Source organism: Nostoc sp. 106C (genome assembly GCF_002154725.1).
Lineage (GTDB): Bacteria > Cyanobacteriota > Cyanobacteriia > Cyanobacteriales > Nostocaceae > Aulosira.
On record NZ_MTAW01000122.1, the window covers coordinates 1 to 21,159 of the forward strand.

Below are 21,159 nucleotides of genomic sequence, written 5' to 3' on the forward strand. Positions count from 1 at the left end.
ATAATTTAACTTATTTACTACTAGCTCACTCCGGAAAGTGACAGAACAGGGGTATGTTCAAGGTTATCAATTAATACCAGATTATCTGGAAGTTAAATGTATTAAAGTTAATAAAAATAATTATTTGGAATTAATAAAATTTATTCAAGCTACTTTTAAGATAGATACTAAAGGTAGAGTCATCCGTATTGGTAATGGTCATACGGCTAATGCTAGCTTTTATGATGCATTGGGCAGTTATTCAATATTGAGAAATTGTAATACCTGGACAGCAGAAGCATTGAGAAAAGCTGATGTTAATACTCCGCTTTGGGATGGACTTTCGGCTGCTATTATGTTGCATTTAAGAAGCGGTTGTGATTGAAAAGTTATTTGTCATTTGCGATCGCAAAATCTACAACTGCTAATCTAAAAGGTGTAAATGCGAACTCAGAAAATATAGCGTTATGGCTAAAACAAGCCATGCAAATAGGATATTTGCCTAAAAGTCAGCCATAACCTTTGAGGGATGGGGTTAAACATGAAGGGCAAAGGGTGAGGGGCGATCGCTCACAAGTTCCTCACATTGTTTCTGTATCTTCAAACTGAACTAACCCAATTCAGCAGCACTCATATGGAATACCTGTGCTATCTGGCGAATGCCAGCCTTACATTACGGTTGATTGAATACCTACAGAGTAAACCTCAACTCAAAATCAGCTTCGTCACTGTGATTAATCAAATTGATGGTTGGGTAGTTAAAGTCAGACTAAAGTATCAGGTCTCACCTCAAGAAGATGGTGACTTGAGGTCAGTCTTAAGTGAATTAGGAATTAGGTACTCACCACCAAAGCAGGTACAATTAGCGCTTTGGAGTTTGGCTGGCGGACAGTCCCCTATTGATGTCATGCATCGCTACCAGGTTGCTGTCGTTTCTCATGGCCAGCCGGAAACGCAGGAGATAGAAGCGTTTCGCCAAGTTTTTATCAGGGGATTGGGTTACTGTCCACAAACTCTGGCTTGACACTTAGCTTTCAAGCTAAAGCTGGTCACCCCAACCAGGAAACAATACCCAAATCATTGGTAAGGCGCACCGATTCATTTATCTGTAAAAGCAGTAACAAAGAAAAAAGCCAAAAATAAAAGGCAGGTTTTTAACTTTACCTTTTACTTTTGACTTAGTACTAACCTTTGTTGTGCTAGGGAACGTTTTAGCCTACATCGTCGTGGGCAAATCTGTTAAAGAGGAAGTCTAGGGCATAGTTGCGTAGTTTGTAATATTGTGGATCTTCCATGATGCGGGCGCGATCGCGTGGACGGGCAAAGGGAATTTCCAAGACTTCACCAATCTTTGCATGGGGGCCATTGGTCATCATTACCAATTTGTCTGCTAAAAACAGCGCTTCATCAATGTCATGGGTAATCATCAACACTGTGCAGCGATTATCACCCCAAATTTTCAGTAATTCTTCTTGCAATTCTTCTTTGGTAATTGCATCTAATGCCCCAAAAGGTTCGTCTAAAATCAAAACTTTGGGACGAATGGCTAAAGCACGGGCGATGGAAACGCGCTGTCTCATACCACCAGACATTTGCATTGGTTTCTTTTCCATCGCATCAGCAAGTCCCACCATTGCCAAATGTTCGCGGACGATCGCTCTTTTTTGGGCTTCTGGTTTTTCGGGGTAAACTGCGTTAACAGCTAGGTAAATATTGTCAAATGCAGTCCGCCAGGGGAGTAGAGCATAATTTTGGAAGACAACCATCCGATCTGGGCCTGGTTTAGTGATGGGTTCTCCTTCTAGCAGTACTTGTCCTGAGGTGGGAAAGTTAAAACCCGATACCATATTCAGCAGGGTTGATTTGCCACAACCAGAGTGACCGATTACGCAGATAAATTCACCTTGTTCTACGTTGAGGTTAACGCCATCGAGTACGGTGAATGGGCCTTTTTTTGTGGGGTAAACTTTAGAAACGTCTCTAATCTCTAGGAAAGGCTGGCGATTGCTGATTCCAGTTGCTAATGGTGTTCTTTCGGCTAATCTTAAATTGCGGTTTTGCATAAAGATATATGAAGGATGAAGTTAAGAGAATTCCAATTTGAAAAACATGCAATTGTAGGGGCACGGCTTCCACAGACTTTCGGGAAAACAGACATTTGACTGGTGCCGTGCCCCTACTACGTGTCGGATAATTATTTTGCGGTATTCTCTAATGAAGTTCTAAGCCTCATTCGTTAAGTTCAAAGACTCCCAAGTCTGGAAAAATGAGGGCTGAGGATGCCCTCAAGCTTGAAACACTGGGAAAATAATTTTGAATTTCCCTTACGCTGCTGTTCTTCTAGGTGCATCGAGGATGACTTCAGCAACGGAGAAGTCGCGCTTAATATCCAAACTATTGAGATAGGCGATGGGATCGTCAGCGTTAAAAGGTGTACCATCAAATAGCTGAATCGGTTGGCGAGTGTAGCTAATATCCAAACCTAATTCTCTGGCTGCGGTGCTAAAGACGCGGACTCGACAAACTCTTTCCACAACTTCTACCCAGTTTCTGGGGAAGGGAGTATCACCCCACCGTGCTAATTGACTCATGATCCAAATTTGTTCGGTACGGCTGGGGCGGTTAATTGCCGACTCGGAATAAAATTGGTGATGGGCGTAATCCCGCAGTGGATGGTCTAAGTCACAAGCCAAGCCATCAGGATCTTCAAGTTGAATATACTCTACATCCGTACTGACATATTCTCGCCCTGCTAAAATTTGTCTGATTTCTTCGGCATTTTTAGGATCTGCACAGTAAACGCAAGCTTCTAGCAAGGCTTTAGTTAAAGCAATATGAGTATTGGGGTAAGTTTCTGCCCAATCTTCCCGCACACCGAGAACTTTACCGGGGTGTCCTAGCCAAACTTCTAAGTCTGTAGCAATGGTAAAGCCAACGCCTTCAACGGCGGCACGGTAGTTCCAAGGTTCACCCACACAGTAACCGTCAATACTGCCATTTTGGAGGTCAGCTACCATCTGCGCTGGGGGAATTGTTTTCATATCCACATCGCTATCGGGGTCAACTCCCCCAGCCGCTAGCCAATAACGCAGCAGTAAGTTGTGCATTGATGCTGGATGCACTACGCCCATTGTGTGCCGTTGCTCGCGGGTTTGGAGCAGATATTTTTTGAAGTCTGATAAAGTTTGCACACCTTGGTCGTAAAAGCGTTTTGCCAAGGTAATGGCGTTACCGTTACGAGTCATGGTAAGGGCACTGACAACGGGCAAGGGTTGGTTTTTATGCCCGCCCAATGTTAACCACATTGGCATACCCGAAGGCATTTGAGCAGCATCTAAATAGCCGCCAGTGATACCATCCTCGATACCGCGCCAGCTGCTTTCCCGCACTAAGTTGACTTCATCTAAACCATGTTTGGTGAAGAAGCCTTTTTCTTTAGCAACTGCTAGGGGGGCGCAGGCGGTAAGGGGTAAAAAGCCAATTTCTAAGTTAACTTTTTCTAAGCCATGACGAGAAATCGTCGCAGTTTTCCGCGCCCGAATTTTCTTAATGCGTTTCTGCTGGTTGAGGAAGTAAATCATCTCACTGCGCAGGCTGTAGTAGCTGGGATGTTCGACTACTTCCATGCGTTTGCGGGGTCTGGGGATATCTACTTCTAAGATGTCACCGATTTTGGATTCGGGGCCATTGGTCAACATGACAATTCTGTCAGATAACAACACTGCTTCATCTACGTCATGTGTCACCATTACCGCAGTGACTTCATTTTCTTCGCAGATTTGCATGAGTTGTTCTTGCAAATTCCCGCGTGTGAGTGCATCTAATGCACCGAAGGGTTCATCTAGCAATAATAGTTTAGGACGAATTGCTAAAGCACGGGCGATCGCAACTCGCTGTTTTTGTCCCCCAGATAACATTCCTGGCTGTTTATCAGCGTGGGGACGCAAGCCCACCATATCTATATGTTTTTCTACAATAGATCGGCGATCAGCAGCCGGCATACCCTTCATCACTGAATCTACAGCCAGGGCAATATTTTCTCTAACTGTCCGCCAAGGTAGTAGCGAATAATTTTGGAATACTACCATCCGGTCGGGGCCTGGCTTGGTGATTCTTTGTCCTTCTAAAGTAACTACACCTTCAGATGGTAAATCCAACCCAGCAATCATATTTAATAGCGTGGATTTACCACAACCGGAGTGACCAATTAAAGAAACGAACTCACCTTTTTTAATTTGTAAGTCAATTCCTTTAAGGGCGATATATTGACCACCACCAGTTAATTCAAAAACCTTATCAATTTGGTCAACAGCAACGAATACGCTCATTTGTCATTTGTCCTTTGGTATTTGTCCTTTGGCATTTGGCATTTGTCATTTGTCCTTGGTGTTTAGTCATTTGTCCTTTGCCAATATTTTTTTCTAATGACTATTGACCAATGACTAATGACTATTTCTGTTCTGCTGGCAAAATCAAATTTTGAAGCCAAGCCATGAGTTTATCGAGTATCAAACCGACAACGCCGATATAAACTAGAGCCAAAATCACTTCACTGACGTTGTTATTTTGATAAGCATCCCAGATAAAGAAGCCAATACCGACAATACCGGACATGACAATTTCTGCGGCGATAATCGCTAACCAAGCTAAACCAATTGCAATTCTTAAACCAGTGAAAATGTATGGTAAAGCTGCCGGAATCAAGATATTTATGAAATAGTCTTTGCGGCTAAGTTGTAGAACTTTGGCAACGTTATTGTAATCTTGGGGAATTTGAGTCACACCCACAGCCGTATTAATTAAAATCGGCCAAATTGCTGTAATGAAGATAACGAATAAAGCTGCTGGTTCATTTTGGCGTAAAGCTGCCAAAGAAATTGGCACCCAAGCCAAAGGTGGTACAGTTCGCAATAGCTGAAAGATGGGGTCTAAAGCTTTAGACATGGTTTTATTCACCCCAATCAAAATGCCCAAGCCAATACCCACAACTGCCGCCAAACTATAACTGATAGCAACCCGTTGTAGACTTGCCCAAATCTGCCAAAAAAGACCTTTATCAGTGCCACCTTTGTCATAGAAAGGATACAAAATTAATATCCAAGTATCTGTGATGACTTGAACTGGCCCGGGTAATGTTGCACCAGGAGTCAAAGCAAAAAGTTGCCACAAAACAAGGAATATCGCAATAGCGATCGCTGGTGGTACAACATTCGGAAATTGTTTTTGCAGGCGGGATATAAAGCTGTTGTCAAACCTAGGGCTTACAGGGCGTTTTTGGGCAATTGTCATAAACTGTTATCTCCTCTAAATTGGTATTTGGTATTTAGCATTTGTGGTTGTAATAAATACAATTGACAAATGACTCTTGACTATTGACTAAACACTCACCTTTTTAATCTTGAGACTCTTCAGATACTCTTCTGGTTTTTCAGGGTCAAATTTGACGCCATCAAAAAACTCTTCCACACCACGAGATGGATTTGTGGGAATATCAGCCGCCGCAATTCCTGCTTCTTTCGCAGCTTCTTTCCAAATGTCTTCGCGGTTGACTTTATTAATTAGTTCTTTAGCTTTCGTAGCATTATTGGCAATGTAATCTTTGGGTAAAAATCCCCAGCGAACGCTTTCAGTAATAAACCACAAATCATGGCTCTTGTAAGGATAAGAAACGTTACCTTTTCCATCTTTCCAGTAGTAAGCCGCCATTGATTTATCATCAATTTTGCGGCCATCACCCATATCATATTTACCTTGATATGGACCTGCCAGAATTTCCGGTGAGGGCAGATTAAAATAATTTCGACCAGCGAGAATTTGAGCAGCTTCTTTGCGGTTATCAAAATTATCTAACCACTGCTGCGCTTCCATAATGCCTTTAAGTAGTGCTTTGGTGGCTTTGGGATTTTTGTCTACCCAATCAGCTCGCATTGCCAAGTATTCTTCTGGATGATTCTTCCAAATCTCTGCGGTTAATGCTGCCACATAGCCAATTTTGTCTGTAACAATCCGGTAAGGCCAGGGGTCGCCAGTACTAAATGCATCCATTGTTCCGGTCTTCATATTGGCAACAGTTTGCGCCGAAGGTACAGTGAGCAACTTTACATCTGTATCAGGATCTATCCCACTAGCCGCTAACCAGTAGCGAATCCAAAAATCTTGGTTGACGTGGGGGAAGGTGAAAGCGGCGGTGAAGGGTGTGGAAGATTTGAGTTCTTTAAATAAGGACTTAGCACTTGCCAATTGTAAACTAACACCTTTGCCTATGTGCTTATTTGCGATCGCAATTCCATTCCCATGTGTAATTAATTGACACAATACATACATGGGAATTTTTTGATTACCCTTAGTAATTAAGCCTTCTGTAATTAAATGAGGCATTGGCATTTGCCATTGACCGCCATCAATTCCACCCCCAACCGAGCCAATTTCCACATTATCTCTGGCTGAACCCCAAGATGCTTGCTTAGAAAGCTCAACATTGGTCATGCCATACTTTGCAAACAAGCCTTTTTCTTTAGCAATAATTAGAGGTGCTGCTTCGACAATTGGAATATATCCCAGCTTGACTGTAGTGGTTTCTGGCTTTTGTTGGGAGTTAGTATTAGCTACTTGCTGAACTGCTTGTTGTGTTGTCCCGCTACCACTACCGACTGTTTCAGGAGGATTGCCCAAACAGCCTTTTAGGAATACAGCACCCGCAGAAGCTCCAGCTGTTAAGATAAATTTGCGGCGAGAAAATTGATTGAAAAATTCTGTCATGTATGTCTCCTTAAAAGTGAAATTTAAGTTTTTATGTATGACAATTAAGACAAGAAAATAAAGTATTTCTTGCGCATCTTAATTGTTAATTTGATCGTTTTTAGGTACACATATTTTCGTCATTCCGCAGAGGAATGGCGAAAACGAATGCTGTATGTATCAACAAAACTTGGGGTAGGAATAGACTAGAATCTGGGGAACAGCGGAAGCATCACTTAACTTGTTAAAAATTAGTTTACAGGCTTTAAAGTACAAATGGTTAACTCTAACCTAAGGAATATTAAATAAATATTAGATTGGTTATATAAGTAAAAATTTATCTATTGGAGATGAGACTGCCCAAGATTTCTAATATATAAATTTGCATTTATGAATTGTATTAGATTAATACTATGAATACATATTTTTAGACTGATTACATTTAATTTAAATAACTAACTTTCGCTAATTACTTATAGTCTTCATTGTTTTAATCTATAAATAAGCGCACATACATTTGGTTTGCATATAATAATCCGATTTAATTGGTGAAAATTTGCGGCATCCAGTATCTGTAGTATCTGTAGGGTGGGCAATGCCCAACGCCCTACCCTTCTCCTGCGGAGACGCTACGCGTAGCTTGCTTCCCCATAGGGGTACGGCAACGCTCGCTGTAGGATGCCCGAAGGGCTGTAGGGCGATCGCCGAACGGGTGACGCTACGCGTAGCTTGCTTCTCCGTAGGAGTACATCGCTAACGCCAGTTCCCTAGGATGAAAAACCCGCCTACCCTGCGGGAACGGCTGCGCCGAACAGGACTGGACTCACCACTTGCTTTAAGCCGGCGGCAGTTCCTATGCAGGGGAAACCACCAAGACCGGACTGCCTTGGGAACCCTTTCGGCAGTTCCTTCTGCGGGAAATCCGCAAGATCGGACTGCCTTACCAACGCAGTGGCTCCCCTACGTATCATTTCAAAAATCAAATCGGATTACTATATATAGGATTACTATTTGATTCTGATACCATTTTGAAAAAAGAACGCGACAGATGAGTAGGGGCACGGCACCAGTAAAATAATTTGATATACAAAAAGATTGTGGATGCCGTGCCCCTACAAAGAATTTATCTGTCGCAAACATTATTTGAATTGGTATGAGAAATTCCTTGTGTGCTGCGCGAAGCGCAGCGCAAGCGCGATAGGCAACAGTCAAAACTGGTAGGTGCGGGTTCAGCAAGATCGTTATTAATAATCGATGATATGTTTAAACCCGCCCCTACTGAGGTACCAGAAGCCGCTAGGCTGGGGTAACGCTTGGGGTAGCTTGCTTTTCCACTCGCAAACCAAAGTAGGTCAGCACAAGTTCAGTTGTACCACTATTCACAACTTCGTGGATTTCTCCCAGTTCTACGGCAACGCAGTTACCTGGAAGTAGAGGATATTCTTTACCATTAATATGAATTACCCCCGAACCTGCTTCCACAAAAAACACTTCCGCCATATCCTGATGAGCGTGTGCTGGTGCGCTTTGTCCGGGAGCAAAACGTGCTTGAGAAAAGTTAGTCAGGTGAGGGAGATCCCCAAACCGTAACATTACCTTTTTCTTAATTTCGGGGTTGTGAGAAACAGATTCTTCTGGTAGATCATTCAGGGAAGTGCTAATCATTCTGGTCTTAAATCATTCGACAGTTCCACAATACCCCTAGAGCCATCTATCCGTACTCTCTGCCCATCTTGCAGCAGCCAGGTAGCACCACGTACATCCATAATTGCGGGAATACCGTATTCCCGAGCGACAATCGCACCGTGAGAAAGTCTGCCTCCAGCCTCAGCAATTAATCCTCCAGCCCTAACTAGTAATGGTGCCCAGGCGGAATCTGTGTAAGGTACTACCAAGATTGTCTCTTTATTAATCTCTGGTATATTTTGTAAATTTCGCAACACCTTAACTCTACCTTCAGCTTGTCCGTGGCTAGCGGGAATACCTTGTAAAGTTTGGTCGGAGTAGAGGGCAGAGGGCGCTAGGGGATGAGGAGGTGTATGGCCGTAGACTAAAAGCGGGACTTGATTGATTTCACTGTCTTGGTCAAATTGCGATCGCCGCTTTTGCACCAATTTCTGCAACTGATTCCTAAATTCGGAATCAGCCGCCGCAACTAGATTCCCAATTTCATCCAACTCTAGAAAAAAGATATCCCCAGTTTCTCTAAGCAAGCCGGACTTTAACCAAATCTGTTCTAAAGCGACAAAACTCCAACGTAATTCAGCTAACAGTCGAGAATAAACTTCGGTAACTCGACCTTTAAGATCTATACGTCGTTGAACATTTCCCCGTTTTCGTTTCCCAGAAAAGACCTGATTTATCGGGTCTACACCGCCTGCTGGTGGCTCATTTCCCTGCATTAACTGTACAAATAACTGTTTGACATACCGGGGATCTTCCTTCCAGGTGGTAACGGCAATATCAGTTCCAACCTCACTTAAATAGCCGTAATCCTGAAGCAATTCGTTAAAATCGTACAAAATATTCTGGCCTTCCCGAGTTTGCTCCAACTGCTCAAACACCTTTTCTGGGTCAAATTCGGGTAATACTTGCTTGGCATTTTGCGCTAAAGCACTCAGCGATCGCAACACCGCTACTTCTGGCGCAACGCTGTTATCGATTTGTCCATCCTTGACTCGAAAAATTCCCTGTCTGATGGCAGCACTTAGGGGAGCCAGAATACTGTAGTAAGTCCCAAGGCGCAGTATATCTAAAATTAATTCTATTCTCTTCCACAACTGCGATGGTTCTAAATCGTTGATGGATTCATGAGCCAACTGCGACAATACAGGAATAAACTTCTCGCGGTAATCTTGCTTAAAGTCTGTTTCTAAATCCATTTCCCGCCGCAACAACCGCAGCAATCCAGGTACACTCCGCAAGGTGGAAAGCAAAGGTGGCTTACTTAAGCTATCGCCTCTAGTTAAAAATTCTAAACTTTCTGGTGGTAAACCCATGCGCAGAAAAATCTGTCCTAAGAGCGATGCATTGAAATATGCTTTTGAATAATGCAGAGTGGCGGTTTCGGCAAAATCTAACCCTAAAACGCGATCGCCTAAACCTATAGTAAAAATTTCTCCCCAAACGCCACAAGTTAAGGGGCGATTCACCGACCAGGTTAAAGGGTGAATGACTCCAGGAATGACTTCGGCGGCGATTTTACGTGTCCAAATGGGCAACAGAGTAGTAATCGGTCTAGCTTGTAATACCCAAAGCGTTTGACCGTCGTAACTCCACTCAATATCTTGAGGAATGCCGTGGTAACGTTTTTCTAGACGGCGGGTTAATAATGCTACTTGTTTGATTAATGCTTGTGGTACTCGTCCTGTACCTTCTAATTGCACAGATGAGAAATTTTCTGTCTCGACAACAAAAGCCCGATATTGTTCTGGGGTGACTCTGCCAGAAACAACTTGACTGGCACTGCCTGGTAAGGCTTCGATGACAATGGCATCGCCTTGCTGGGTAATCGGATCGCGACTAAAAGCCACACCCGAATATACACTCTGGACTTGCTGTTGAATCAACACTGCCATTGCTTGGTCTGGTAAGCCGCGATCGCGTCGATATTGTACGGCAGCTGGATGATCGTAAGAAGCTCTAACTTGGGCGATCGCTTCTTTGAGCTTCTGTTCGCTGGTAACGTTCAACACCGTTTCGTACTGTCCAGCCGCAGAAGCTTGTTCTGAGTCTTCGCCAATTGCCGAGGATCGCACTACTAAAGGCGATAATTCTGATGGTTGGAAAAAGTCAATTACTAGTTCAGGATCGTCGTTCGGGGTCAGTACCCATCCCTTGGGTACTGGATAACCCCATCGTTTAATTTCCGATAAACTAGATGCTTTGTGCCCGACTCTCGCCTCATCCAAGACTTCACCCAAAGAGATGGGCTTGGTTTGGCCACCCAAAAATTCCAGCATGGGTTTCGATTCTACTTTTGCTCCTTGGGCTGGGAGGTTAAGGTCATCGGGTATTTTTGTATAAATCCAACCTAATAAGCCTGCTAGACTGACAGCAGCAATAATTCTAGGGAAATCTTCAGCGTGTAGCACTGCCACAAACAGAGGGAATAGCAGCAAAACCCCAAACTTTACTAATTTTTTTGATTGTAGAACTGTCAAGCTGATAGCTGCTAAAAAACCTGTAAAACCTGCCACGAGTGGATCGTGTACCAAAAATCCCCAGACGACATTTGTTGTGCCTGCTCCCTTGCCAATCGAGTATCTACCTACTACCAAGGCAATCAGGGCAATCAATTCCCAAGTTGACCCTTCTCTAAAAAAAGCACGGGCAATGAGAACTGCTGTAATGCCTTTCAAAGCTTCTGATAATACTGCGAGAATGCCTACCAGTTTGCCACCGTGGTAAAAAGCGGCTGACACACTGATATTTCCCGTACCGAGTTTTGCCAGTTTCTTCCCTGTCAGAGCGTAGGTAATCCAGCTAATCAGCGGTAACGCACCCAATAGGGGGCAGACAATTAAAATAGTTAAGGCACCCCAAAGTTCAAACATCGTGGATTTTGGATTTTAGATTTATTTTGCACTTTGCATCTTGCATCTCAAATCTCAAATCTCAAATCTAAAATCTTTCGGAAATTTTATTGATGCTTTCAAGGGCGCTTTTAAAAGTTGGACAATGGACACTTGGCTCAGGCAGAAGCCGTTTTACCCAGTGTCCTGCCAACCTACCAAATTACTAAGCAGCTAATCCTTAGTTTAGCGCATAGGCAGCTTGTAGCGCCCAAATAATTAGACCAGCTATAGACCCCAAAAGTAGCACGGTAGAGATAGTGACAACTTTTGGAGAATCTGCACCCTCGAATTTCATGATTCCGCGATTTAAGTCGGACATAGCTTTGTAAGCCTCCTTTGTTACAGTGCTAATTTGTCCGTTTTGATTGTAGTCCTTCTGTTCACAGATAGTATTAAATCGTCATTATTATTTTGTTTAAGCTTTGCAACAATGACAGCAACAAGTCTATCTACACCTTAAGAATTAAAGTAGTAATTTATACTAAATTTTATCAGGAAAGGCAGAGGGCAGGAGGCAGGACGGAATACTGACTCCTAATCTCTGCCCTTGACCAAAGGGAACAAGAGTATAAAACCCCGTTCTGGGCGGCTGCGCCGACTTGAGGCGACTGGCGGTAGGGGTCTGAATCCCCTACCAATTGTTCCTTCTGCCCTCTGCCCTCTGCCTCCTTCAAAGAATTAAGAGTGTTCCAAACAATAAATGATCCAAAACCTGTCATTGCGAATGAAGCAAAGCGGAATGTTCGCGGAGCGTTCCCGTTCGGCAAAGCCGTTCTCGAAGAGTAGGGTAGCAATCGCAGAGTTTGAGATTGCTTCGCTACACTCCGTTTCGCTCGCAATGACAATTGGGCATTTTTTTACTTGGAGTACTCTAACTTGCTAATCAAAGTTGTATAGTCAGAGCCTGGCATAAGTATCTCTAAAATTACTGCTAATAAAAGTAATTTAAAATACTAAATTATTATTTTTTATCGCATGAATATACTTAAACTTAACAGATGGCAAATTATCAGAAATCAGTCTAGGGACTGAAAAGAAAATAGTATAATTTAATACTTTATTTTCTGGCGATTAGTTTTTTTAAATCAATTGGAGAGTAGTTGCAGGTGAAATTAGCAGCGATCATAGTTTTGGCAGTAGTTATCGGATTATTGGTAGCGATTGAAATCGGACTGCGATCGCTATTTGGCTTTGGCAATCCCCTGATTTACGTTGGTGATGAGCAAATAGGCTATTTGTTAGCACCTAACCAGCACACTCGCCGTTTTGGGAATCGCATTGAGATTAATCAGTATTCTATGCGTAGCGGGCCGATCCAACAAACACCTGCACCTTCCACACTCCGGGTACTAATTCTGGGAGACTCGATCGCTAATGGTGGCTGGTGGACAGATCAGGATAATACAATTTCTGACTTGATGACGCACTCTTTAGCTTCAACTAATAACGGTAAATATCAAAAAGTCGAAGTATTAAATGCCTCAGCAAACTCTTGGGGCCCTAGAAATGAATTAGCCTATCTAGAAAAATTTGGAAATTTTCAAGCCCAAGCAGTAGTGTTATTAATTAATACTGATGATTTGTTTGCTACGGCTCCGACATCCTTACCAGTCGGACGCGATCGCAACTATCCAGATCGTAAACCTTCCCTGGCTTTAGTAGAAGTTTGGCAACGTTATCTAATTAAACAAAAGCCAATTCCCGAAATCCAAGCCTTACAAAATGAACCTGGCGATCGCGTTGGGATAAATTTAGATGCTATTAATAAAATTCAGGCGCTAACACGCGAAAGTAACAGCCAATTTTTGTTAGTGATGACTCCCTTATTGCGAGAGATTGGTGAACCAGGCCCCCGCGATTACGAAATTAAAGCACGTCAACGGTTGAGTGACTTTACTAAAGCGCAGCGGATTACTTATATAGATGTGTTGCCAATATTCAACTCAAACCCAAACTTTAAAGCGTTGTATCAAGACCACATTCACCTCAACTTACAAGGTAATCAGTTAGTCAGCCAACTCATAGAGCGATCGCTTGGGGAGATATTAGGGTATGAGATTAAACCTTAAGGCTGGAGTAGTAAACCTAGAACTGCTACCAATACTCAAAATATCTGAGATTGATTAAGTAGAGAAAGCATCTGTTTGGGGAAAAATGGAGCGGTAATTTATCAAGTGCGATCGCATTATCAATAATTAGCTATTAAATGACAATGCTTTACATTACTTTAACCGCTCAATGAAATTTCCGAGTTAAATAATTCCATCTCATACTGCCCTCTTTTCCTCAATTATCGGATATTTCAAAATGTTAGAAAAAATAATTGTTAGTTAAATGACAAAGAGGTAGTAACAACTTGTGCATAATTAATCAGAATTCCTATATTTAGATTAAGTAACTATTCATAATTTCAGAAACCATAGCACAATAAGAATAAAAGTTTTTGCTTAACTAATACTTTGGTTGCTGAGACAACCAAATGTTTTTGGTGTGGTTTAGGTGGAGTGTAAATTACAGCTAGACTTGGCTTACCTGTAGACATTGCGAGGTGACAATATGGACTCGAACAAGCTCCTGAGTCGATATGCAGCAGGAGAAAAAAATTTTAATGGAGCCAATCTGCATCAGGCTAACCTTGCTAATCTTGATTTGAGTGGGATAAATTTCGCTGATGCTGACTTGAGTGGAGCAGACTTAAGTGAAGCCAACTTAAGTGAGTGTAACTTAACTAGAGCAAACCTGACTGATGCCGATCTAACTAGTACCAATCTCAACAGTGCTAACTTGAGTGAGGTAAACCTGATTGGCGCAGAAATGATCAAAGCTAATCTGGAGAAAACAAACCTCAGCCGTGCTGATTTGCGGGGTGCAAATTTAGCAATGGCAAACCTATTTGGTGCAAACCTCAGCGAAGCAGAACTGAGTGGAGCCGATTTAAGAGGTGCTAATCTTAGAGAAACAAATTTGATTAGTTGCAATCTCGATGAAGCAGAAATCACTGATGCAGATTTCACTGGCGCAAGCATCACCGAACAAGAGATAGGTGAAAGCATTGTGCAAGTGGGTATATCGCATAAATGGGTGACTTGGGGTAGTAGTTGTTCAGTGATTTAAAACTGAAAATTGTTAGGCATTTTAGTTATTAAATGTATATTAGTTAATGCAAAGCTAACCTCTTGGTTAACTAATGGTATTCCACTAAACTGCTTTTACAACAGTTTCTAATTGCGTAAAACAAAGGCATTTATAAAGGCAAAAAATTGTTATGATTTTAGCTTGTTGAAAACGCTAAGATTTTACTTCAAGCTGTGCTAATAACAAAAAAACTTCCAAGCATTAATCTTGGAAGTTTTTTGCTGTGAAGCAGAAACAAATGCTTTAAAAGGTTAATAAACTAACGGCGTTGCGCCCTGCATCTTCCTTAGAGAATTTATACAAGCAGGACAATCACAACCAAATAATGCGATCGCCATATCACTTTCTTGGTCGTTAAATTCTAACATCGGCACACCATCCTGAGAGGGTTGCGCTTCTGGTTGATATTTAGGAAGTTGCTCCAATACAGAAGCTCTGGCGCATACTAAACCGACTTTATGTTTATTGCGGATACAGGATAGACGATCTGTATTTGTGGGTGTTGGCTCTATAGCTTGGGCTTGATTAATTATGGCTCCTGTAGACAAGATAGAGCTAATAAGTACAGGAGTCGAAAGTAAGTGAAATATAAACTTGTTCATTGGTTTCCAGGTGAAGAATTTCGACTGCTCAAATGAGCCGATTTCATCTTACAGTACAATCTAATATCCATCAGGAAGATAAGTTTTTTAACTCTATCAATTCCTTTTCAGCCTGAAGCCAATGTTCCACAGACTTGCCATCAGAATAGCCGCTTTTTTGCCAGATTTCATAAGCTTTCAAACGGATTTTATCGTCATCTGGGCGGTTACTGATAAAATAATCACAGGAATTAGTCGTAAAACTATAGGGATCTGTTCCAAAAAAATCCTGACGACCCAAAATTTCAGCGGTAAAACGGTAACAATCTTGTTTGAGCGGACAATTTTGTCCGGGACACATAGTAATATCGTAAGGCATATAGCAATCCTATATGAGTTATGAAATTAGTCTTGTAGAGAGGCAATAGGTAAGAGATGTTTTCAACAATAATTTAGGATTGCAATCTAGGCTAATTTATTTTTTGCGAATCTTTAGTGAACAGGAAAAAGAGAAATATGTTCCCTGTTTTCCTAACCCTATTCCCTTCTTTGATGATTGCGATTTTAACCGTATCGACGTGGAGTGTAAACGGAGATACTACCATCACTGCGCTGAATCGTCCGCGTCTTGCTGGAACCAACAAGAATAATTGTTCGCATATCTGCTACTGCTGGTGCTAACTCCTCAAGAGTAATCACCTTAACAGCCTGTCCCAGCCTGCCGAGATTTCTTCCTAACACTACTGGAGTATCAGGCGTTCTATAGCGCAACAAAATATCTCTAGCTTCTGTTAGTTGCCAAGTACGCTCTTTAGAAACAGGATTGTAGAAAGCGATCGCAAAATCAGCTTCAGCCGCCGCAGCAATTCGTTGTTCGATAATTGACCAGGGTTTCAAAATATCCGAAAGAGAAATCGCACAAAAGTCATGTCCCAAAGGCGCGCCAATGGCGGCGGCGGCGGCTTGCATCGCTGAAATGCCAGGTGCTACATGAATGTCGATACTATCCCATTCGGGTTTGGTATGGCGATCTAGTACCTCAAAAATTGCTGTCGCCATCGCATAAATGCCGGGGTCGCCAGAAGATACCACAGCTACATATCGCCCTTCGGCTGCTAAATCCAGCGCCATTTCCGCCCGTGCGATTTCTTCGCGGTTGTCGGAATCATGGCGTTGCTTACCTTCAGCGAGGGAACCAACTAAATTCAAGTAAGTTGTGTACCCTACCAAATCAGTAGCAGACTTGAGGATTTCTTTGACTTCAGGAGACATCCACTGTGAACTCCCTGGCCCCGTGCCAATCACGGCTAATCGCCCGCGTGGTTGACCAATGGTGCTGGGATCGATTGGGTGGGGAGAAATAGCGATCGCAATTTCAGTTTCTGCTGTCGAAATTAGCTTTCCAGATGTACCTGTAGCCGCAATCGCTACAGCTTGGGCAAGGCTATAACCTTGAGATTGTAAGTTTTCTAGTTGATTTGAGGTAAAAAAGCGCGCAGGCACTCCCAAAGCGCTAGCAACCGCGTGTATTGCATGATTTGCAGAGATATTGATGGGTGCAAATATCCCTGCTACCGATGCAGGCGCAAGTTCCGCATCTGCTAGTAGTTGCTGCACTGAAGCAACTACTTCATCATTAGTTCCAGAGATGTCACTGATAGCGATCGCAATTGTTGCTGGGTGATAGACCAGACAATTTGCTGTAGGATGTGACAAGCGATCGCTAATTTTAATAATCAAATTTCCATTGGGGTCAATGGGCAATTGACTGTTACTCAACCAAGGTGCTGTTCCCTCTAGCTTCACCTGCGCCCCAGCTAACAAATCCGAGATAAATGTTTTGGCATCATCTGGGTTAGCCAAATGATAGCCAGGAGGAGGAGACAACAGCGCTGTGCGAAAACGGATGTCGCCAGTAGTTGTAATTGCGGCTTTGACATCCAGTACCTCAGCAATGCGGCGTGCCAAATCATTTACCCCACTTAATCCACCTAACAGTGGAACAACCGCGCTACCATCCTCAGCTACAGCTAATACTGGCGGTTCTTGCCGTTTATCTGAAATCATCGGCGCTAGAGTTCTGATTAAAATACCAGCCGCACAAATGCCAATCAGCGGCCTTCCCTCCGCAAACAACTCCCGCAAAGTCTCGCCGAAATTACTAAAGCTGACATCAACCTCCCAAGTGCGACCCGCCAAACCATATAACGTCGCCCCTGGTAGAACGCTAATAATTTTGCGTGCTACAGCCACACTATTCTGACCAAGTACCACAACAGCAGGTGCAACCTTCGGCATCATAATAATTCTAGAACTCTATATAGGTATATTGGAAAACGTCGATATCTTTCAAATCAAACCATAAATGAAGTACAGGCGAGACAAAGCAGGGCTGTTTTATGATGAATCAGCCTGAAAGAATTACAGCAAATCGCTGCTTTAAAAAAGATTGTATTGTCTAGGTTGCTATGATATTCTTTATACCAACACTTGCACCTTGAAAATTTCATAAGTACATATTTTTTACCCATAACTTAAATGGTTAGTTTCCTGAAACCATTTTGTTAAGAAATGTAACCTGAGGGGGTCTGCCAAAAGCCCAAATACTTATTATTTCGTAGACCCCCTCAGATAGCTTACTGTATAAGGGTTTGAGTTACTTGAAGACTAGAGTAATTGTCAATAATGATGTTCTGTTGACAGGTAAAATAGACCCCCCTCAGTTTTGCAGTTCTGTAAGCCTTATTTGGTAAGCCTTCTGTAAAGGTTGGGTTTTAAATCACTTACCCCTCACGGGGATGGAAACCGGCAAGCAGGTTAAAGACACCTGAGCCAGCTATTGTGTTTTAAATCACTTACCCCTCACGGGGATGGAAACTAGCAGCCATGTTTCTGTGGGCAGAGTTTGTACCGCAGTAGTTTTAAATCACTTACCCCTCACGGGGATGGAAACTTTGTCTCCCTGCATTGATTTGATCTCTAGCAGCCATGTTGTTTTAAATCACTTACCCCTCACGGGGATGGAAACTTGATGGATGCACCTACTTGAGAAGGTGTTTCAGCAAGTTTTAAATCACTTACCCCTCACGGGGATGGAAACGTTAGGAATTTGGAAACTAAAAAGACTAAGGAGTAGTGTTTTAAATCACTTACCCCTCACGGGGATGGAAACTATAGTAGGATTGGAGGGAAACGAGAACGGAATTAGTATAAGTTTTAAATCACTTACCCCTCACGGGGATGGAAACTTTCGCCGCTCATTTGGGTTGATTGGCCCAAAGTGTTTTAAATCACTTACCCCTCACGGGGATGGAAACATTGCATTTAGGATGGAAATGTATGTTTCAGTCCTTTGTTTTAAATCACTTCCCCCTCACGGGAATGGAAACTATGTCATGATGTTCATGATTGGCATAACCATTCACGAGTTGGTTTTAAATCACTTACCCCTCACGGGGATGGAAAAAATGAGAAGACTTAGTGATACGATCGCATTTAACAATAGTGATGAATGATAAGGGCAGTATTTTTTCAGCAGACGAGATGGTAGCTGCGATGCCCAATGCCCCATGCCCAATACCCAATAAAACTTGAACCAGTAAAAGATAATTTGCTAAGATTTCCAATGCGACAACATTGAAACTAAGCAACTCTTCATTACCATGCCAACATCTGCAATTGACGCTAAAGACGCAGCAGCTATCCAAGCGGTAAAGGAAGGAGTTGCTGTATGCGATCGCTCTCACTGGGGACGCATCCGTGTTTCTGATGATGAGCGCCTCCGCTTTTTACACAACCAAAGTACTAATGACTTCCAAAGTCTCAAGCCTGGGCAAGGCTGCGACACTGTGATGGTGACATCCACCGCCCGCACGATTGACTTGGTGACTGCCTACATTTTAGAGGATGCAGTTTTATTATTGGTTTCGCCTAACCGCCGTGAATTTCTCATGCAGTGGTTAGATCGCTATATCTTTTTTGCTGATAAGGTGCTATTGACCGATGTGACTGATGAAACTGCAACCTTGAGTCTCATTGGTTCGGGAAGTGATGCCATTATTGAAAGATTGGGTGCTGGAGCAATTATCGGTCAACCCTATGGTAATCATGTTTTAGTCAACGGTGGAGTAATTGTTGCTGTAGGTAGTGGCTTGGCTTCCCCTGGATATACCCTAATTTTGCCTGTCTCAGAAAAAGAGAGGATTTGGAGCGAAATTTTAGAATCTGGAGCAATAGAATTGAGCGATCGCGCTTGGAATTTGTTGCGAATATTACAAGGACGCCCGACTCCAGATGCGGAACTAACAGATGATTACAATCCTCTAGAAGTCGGTTTATGGCAAACAATTTCCTTTAATAAAGGTTGCTATATTGGACAAGAAACTATTGCCCGGTTAAATACATATAAAGGTGTAAAACAACACCTTTGGGGAATTCGTCTGGGTGGACCTGCGGAAATTGGAGCAGCGATCTCAGTAGGAGATGAAAAAGTTGGCAAACTCACCAGTTACACTGAAACAGTCGACGGCTACTTTGGGCTAGGTTACATTCGCACCAAAGCAGGGGGTGTTGGCTTGAAAGTGCAAGTAGGAGAAACCGAAGGTGAAATAGTCGCAGTTCCCTTTGTTTCTCACGAATATCCTTAAGCACGAGAAAACTAACGAACTAATAGCAATTTGCAGTTGTATAGATCACTATAAAGCTGCTTAATTGTTGTGCCTTGACAATAATTGAGTCTTCAAAGCGGGTAATTCATGCAAACGAAAAGCGCTATAGCTTGATGCATGGATAACATACCGATAGATAGAGATAAAAGACAATATATTGATGAAATATCACACCATTGATGAACTTCTAACCAATAATCAGTCTTGGGTTGCAGAAAAACTAGCCTTAGACGTGAACTATTTTGACAGATTAGCCGAAGGGCAAAAACCACCTTTTCTTTACATAGGTTGTTCTGACAGTCGTTTACCTCTGAATAGCTTTACCCGCACAGAACCCGGAGAGTTATTTGTACATCGCAATATTGCTAATCAAGTTTCGCTAACAGATATGAACTTCTTAGCAGTTTTAGATTATGCGATTTCCCATCTTCAAGTTAAACACATCATTGTTTGTGGACACTACGGTTGTGGTGGAATTAAGGCAGCTTTAGAAGGAAGCACCACCGGAATCATTGATAACTGGGTAAATCCCATTCGGGAACTTTATTTACACAACCAACAAGAGATTAATGCTTTACCAAACAGAGAAGCACGTCTAAATCGATTAGCAGAAATCAACGTTCTGGCGCAGGTTAAGAATCTCTACCAAACTTCCATCGTCCGCAAAGCACTCCACGAGCAAAAAGCCCCGACAATTCATGGTTGGGTGCTAGACATCAAAACCGGGTTAATCAAAGACTTAAATGTTTCCACCGTGCAATGGCAATTACCTTCCTGTCCTTTGTTTGCCAAGCCGTCTATAGTTACTCTGCGTGAGATTCATCCCACAGAAGGGGTTGCAGGTTGTTGTTGTGAAGAGACACATCAGCTACGATGAGCGATCGCACAGTTATAGCTTGCAATTCATCTAATTTAAAACGTGGAATTTGCAGTTCAAAGATTAAGCGATCGCCTTCACAACCCCATCATTCAACCTCAGAACACGACACTTCGAGTTCGGAACACGAAACGTCGAGCTTTGAACTCGGAACTTCGAGTTCGGAACATGAAATGTCGAGCTTAGAACACGAAACGTCGAGTTCGAGACACAAAACATCGAGCTTGGAACTCGGAACTTTGAGTTCGGAACATGAAACGTCGAGCTTGGAACACGAAATGTCGAGTTTAGGCGATCGCGCTTGAGAATTTCCTCATCAATGTTACTTTTCTGAGGCGAGGCGATCGCGAAGATATGCTAAATTTTCACGAACATTAACAGTCTTGGGATGATTTACCCCTAATTGTCGCTCACGAATACCTAAAGCTTGCAGGTACAGGGGTTCGGCTTCGCTGTATCTGCCTTGGGAATCGTAGAGTCCCGCCAGATTGTTCAGGCTAGTAGCAACAGATGGATGTTCCTCACCCAGCAAGCGTCGCTTTAGTGACAGAGCTTGCAGGTACAGGGGTTCGGCTTCGCTGTATCTGCCTTGGGAATCGTAGAGT

At 42.7% G+C, this 21,159-nt stretch carries 20 protein-coding genes and 1 CRISPR repeat array; of the genes, 9 read left to right on the top strand and 11 right to left on the bottom strand.

The features are described from left to right. The first annotated feature begins 37 nt into the window (after positions 1–37). Entirely contained in the window at positions 38–364 is a 327-nt protein-coding gene (locus BV375_RS17790) for a DUF2459 domain-containing protein (RefSeq protein ID WP_086762742.1), read from the top strand. Positions 365–613: 249 nt separating this feature from the next. Continuing rightward, positions 614–1,003, top strand: a complete 390-nt coding sequence (locus tag BV375_RS17795; protein ID WP_086687949.1) for a hypothetical protein — start codon at positions 614–616, stop codon at positions 1,001–1,003. A 187-nt stretch (positions 1,004–1,190) separates the two neighbouring features. Here BV375_RS17795 and BV375_RS17800 read toward each other — a convergent pair whose 3' ends face one another. The 4 genes from BV375_RS17800 to BV375_RS17815 form a co-directional block, all read right to left on the bottom strand. Further along, complete coding sequence (locus BV375_RS17800; RefSeq protein WP_086762744.1) at positions 1,191–2,042, bottom strand: nitrate ABC transporter ATP-binding protein; 852 nt, start codon at positions 2,040–2,042, stop codon at positions 1,191–1,193. A 261-nt stretch (positions 2,043–2,303) separates the two neighbouring features. Beyond that, positions 2,304–4,307 (bottom strand): nitrate ABC transporter ATP-binding protein, encoded by a 2,004-nt coding sequence (locus BV375_RS17805; RefSeq protein WP_086762745.1) that lies wholly within the window; start codon positions 4,305–4,307, stop codon positions 2,304–2,306. A gap of 121 nt (positions 4,308–4,428) precedes the next feature. Further along, on the bottom strand, positions 4,429–5,268 hold the full coding sequence (gene ntrB, locus BV375_RS17810) for a nitrate ABC transporter permease (protein WP_086762747.1): 840 nt from the start codon (positions 5,266–5,268) through the stop codon (positions 4,429–4,431). A gap of 87 nt (positions 5,269–5,355) precedes the next feature. Further along, positions 5,356–6,738: a CmpA/NrtA family ABC transporter substrate-binding protein gene (locus BV375_RS17815; RefSeq protein WP_086762749.1), complete on the bottom strand. Its 1,383-nt coding sequence runs from the start codon at positions 6,736–6,738 to the stop codon at positions 5,356–5,358. Between the two features lie 535 nt (positions 6,739–7,273). Between BV375_RS17815 and BV375_RS36070 the strand changes: the two genes are divergently transcribed. Next, positions 7,274–7,474, top strand: coding sequence for a hypothetical protein (locus BV375_RS36070; RefSeq protein WP_143842119.1), 201 nt, complete (start codon positions 7,274–7,276; stop codon positions 7,472–7,474). A 15-nt stretch (positions 7,475–7,489) separates the two neighbouring features. Next, positions 7,490–7,732, top strand: a complete 243-nt coding sequence (locus tag BV375_RS36075) for a hypothetical protein (protein WP_143842121.1) — start codon at positions 7,490–7,492, stop codon at positions 7,730–7,732. Positions 7,733–8,013: 281 nt separating this feature from the next. Here BV375_RS36075 and BV375_RS17825 read toward each other — a convergent pair whose 3' ends face one another. From BV375_RS17825 to BV375_RS36945, 3 genes are all read right to left on the bottom strand, one after another. Next, positions 8,014–8,382, bottom strand: a complete 369-nt coding sequence (locus BV375_RS17825) for a cupin domain-containing protein (RefSeq protein WP_086762753.1) — start codon at positions 8,380–8,382, stop codon at positions 8,014–8,016. Next, the gene (locus tag BV375_RS17830; RefSeq protein ID WP_086762755.1) at positions 8,379–11,273 is read right to left on the bottom strand and encodes a glycerol-3-phosphate acyltransferase; all 2,895 of its coding nucleotides are present in this window, start codon (positions 11,271–11,273) and stop codon (positions 8,379–8,381) included. The genes BV375_RS17825 and BV375_RS17830 overlap by 4 nt, the downstream gene beginning before the upstream one ends. A 199-nt stretch (positions 11,274–11,472) precedes the next feature. Continuing rightward, entirely contained in the window at positions 11,473–11,613 is a 141-nt protein-coding gene (locus tag BV375_RS36945; RefSeq protein WP_062289360.1) for a hypothetical protein, read from the bottom strand. Positions 11,614–12,400: 787 nt separating this feature from the next. Between BV375_RS36945 and BV375_RS17835 the strand changes: the two genes are divergently transcribed. Together BV375_RS17835 and BV375_RS17840 are read left to right on the top strand one after the other, a co-directional pair. Continuing rightward, a complete protein-coding gene (locus BV375_RS17835) occupies positions 12,401–13,363 on the top strand; it encodes an SGNH/GDSL hydrolase family protein (protein WP_086762757.1) in 963 nt (320 codons plus the stop codon). 487 nt (positions 13,364–13,850) lie between these two features. Further along, positions 13,851–14,408, top strand: a complete 558-nt coding sequence (locus BV375_RS17840) for a pentapeptide repeat-containing protein (RefSeq protein WP_086762759.1) — start codon at positions 13,851–13,853, stop codon at positions 14,406–14,408. 272 nt (positions 14,409–14,680) lie between these two features. Here the strand turns inward: BV375_RS17840 and BV375_RS17845 are convergent, their stop codons facing one another. The 3 genes from BV375_RS17845 to cobJ all read right to left on the bottom strand — a co-directional run bounded on the left by BV375_RS17845 (position 14,681) and on the right by cobJ (position 17,311). Further along, positions 14,681–15,031, bottom strand: a complete 351-nt coding sequence (locus BV375_RS17845) for a hypothetical protein (protein ID WP_086762761.1) — start codon at positions 15,029–15,031, stop codon at positions 14,681–14,683. 70 nt (positions 15,032–15,101) lie between these two features. Then, the gene (locus BV375_RS17850) at positions 15,102–15,389 is read right to left on the bottom strand and encodes a DUF2934 domain-containing protein (RefSeq protein ID WP_086762763.1); all 288 of its coding nucleotides are present in this window, start codon (positions 15,387–15,389) and stop codon (positions 15,102–15,104) included. A gap of 185 nt (positions 15,390–15,574) precedes the next feature. Then, the gene (cobJ, locus tag BV375_RS17855) at positions 15,575–17,311 is read right to left on the bottom strand and encodes a precorrin-3B C(17)-methyltransferase (RefSeq protein ID WP_086762765.1); all 1,737 of its coding nucleotides are present in this window, start codon (positions 17,309–17,311) and stop codon (positions 15,575–15,577) included. Positions 17,312–17,781: 470 nt separating this feature from the next. After that, positions 17,782–18,476: a CRISPR direct-repeat array (repeat unit 35 nt; unit sequence GTTTTAAATCACTTACCCCTCACGGGGATGGAAAC). A gap of 196 nt (positions 18,477–18,672) precedes the next feature. Here cobJ and BV375_RS17860 point away from each other — a divergent pair. From BV375_RS17860 to BV375_RS36080, 3 genes are all read left to right on the top strand, one after another. Further along, the gene (locus tag BV375_RS17860; protein ID WP_086762767.1) at positions 18,673–19,656 is read left to right on the top strand and encodes a folate-binding protein YgfZ; all 984 of its coding nucleotides are present in this window, start codon (positions 18,673–18,675) and stop codon (positions 19,654–19,656) included. 181 nt (positions 19,657–19,837) lie between these two features. After that, entirely contained in the window at positions 19,838–20,554 is a 717-nt protein-coding gene (locus BV375_RS17865) for a carbonic anhydrase (RefSeq protein WP_086762769.1), read from the top strand. Beyond that, positions 20,551–20,859, top strand: coding sequence for a hypothetical protein (locus tag BV375_RS36080; protein WP_143842123.1), 309 nt, complete (start codon positions 20,551–20,553; stop codon positions 20,857–20,859). Before BV375_RS17865 ends, BV375_RS36080 begins: the two co-directional genes overlap by 4 nt. A 17-nt stretch (positions 20,860–20,876) precedes the next feature. Here the strand turns inward: BV375_RS36080 and BV375_RS17870 are convergent. After that, positions 20,877–21,159, bottom strand: a 283-nt coding sequence (locus BV375_RS17870) for a tetratricopeptide repeat protein (RefSeq protein WP_143842125.1), incomplete at its 5' end; no start/stop codon positions are given.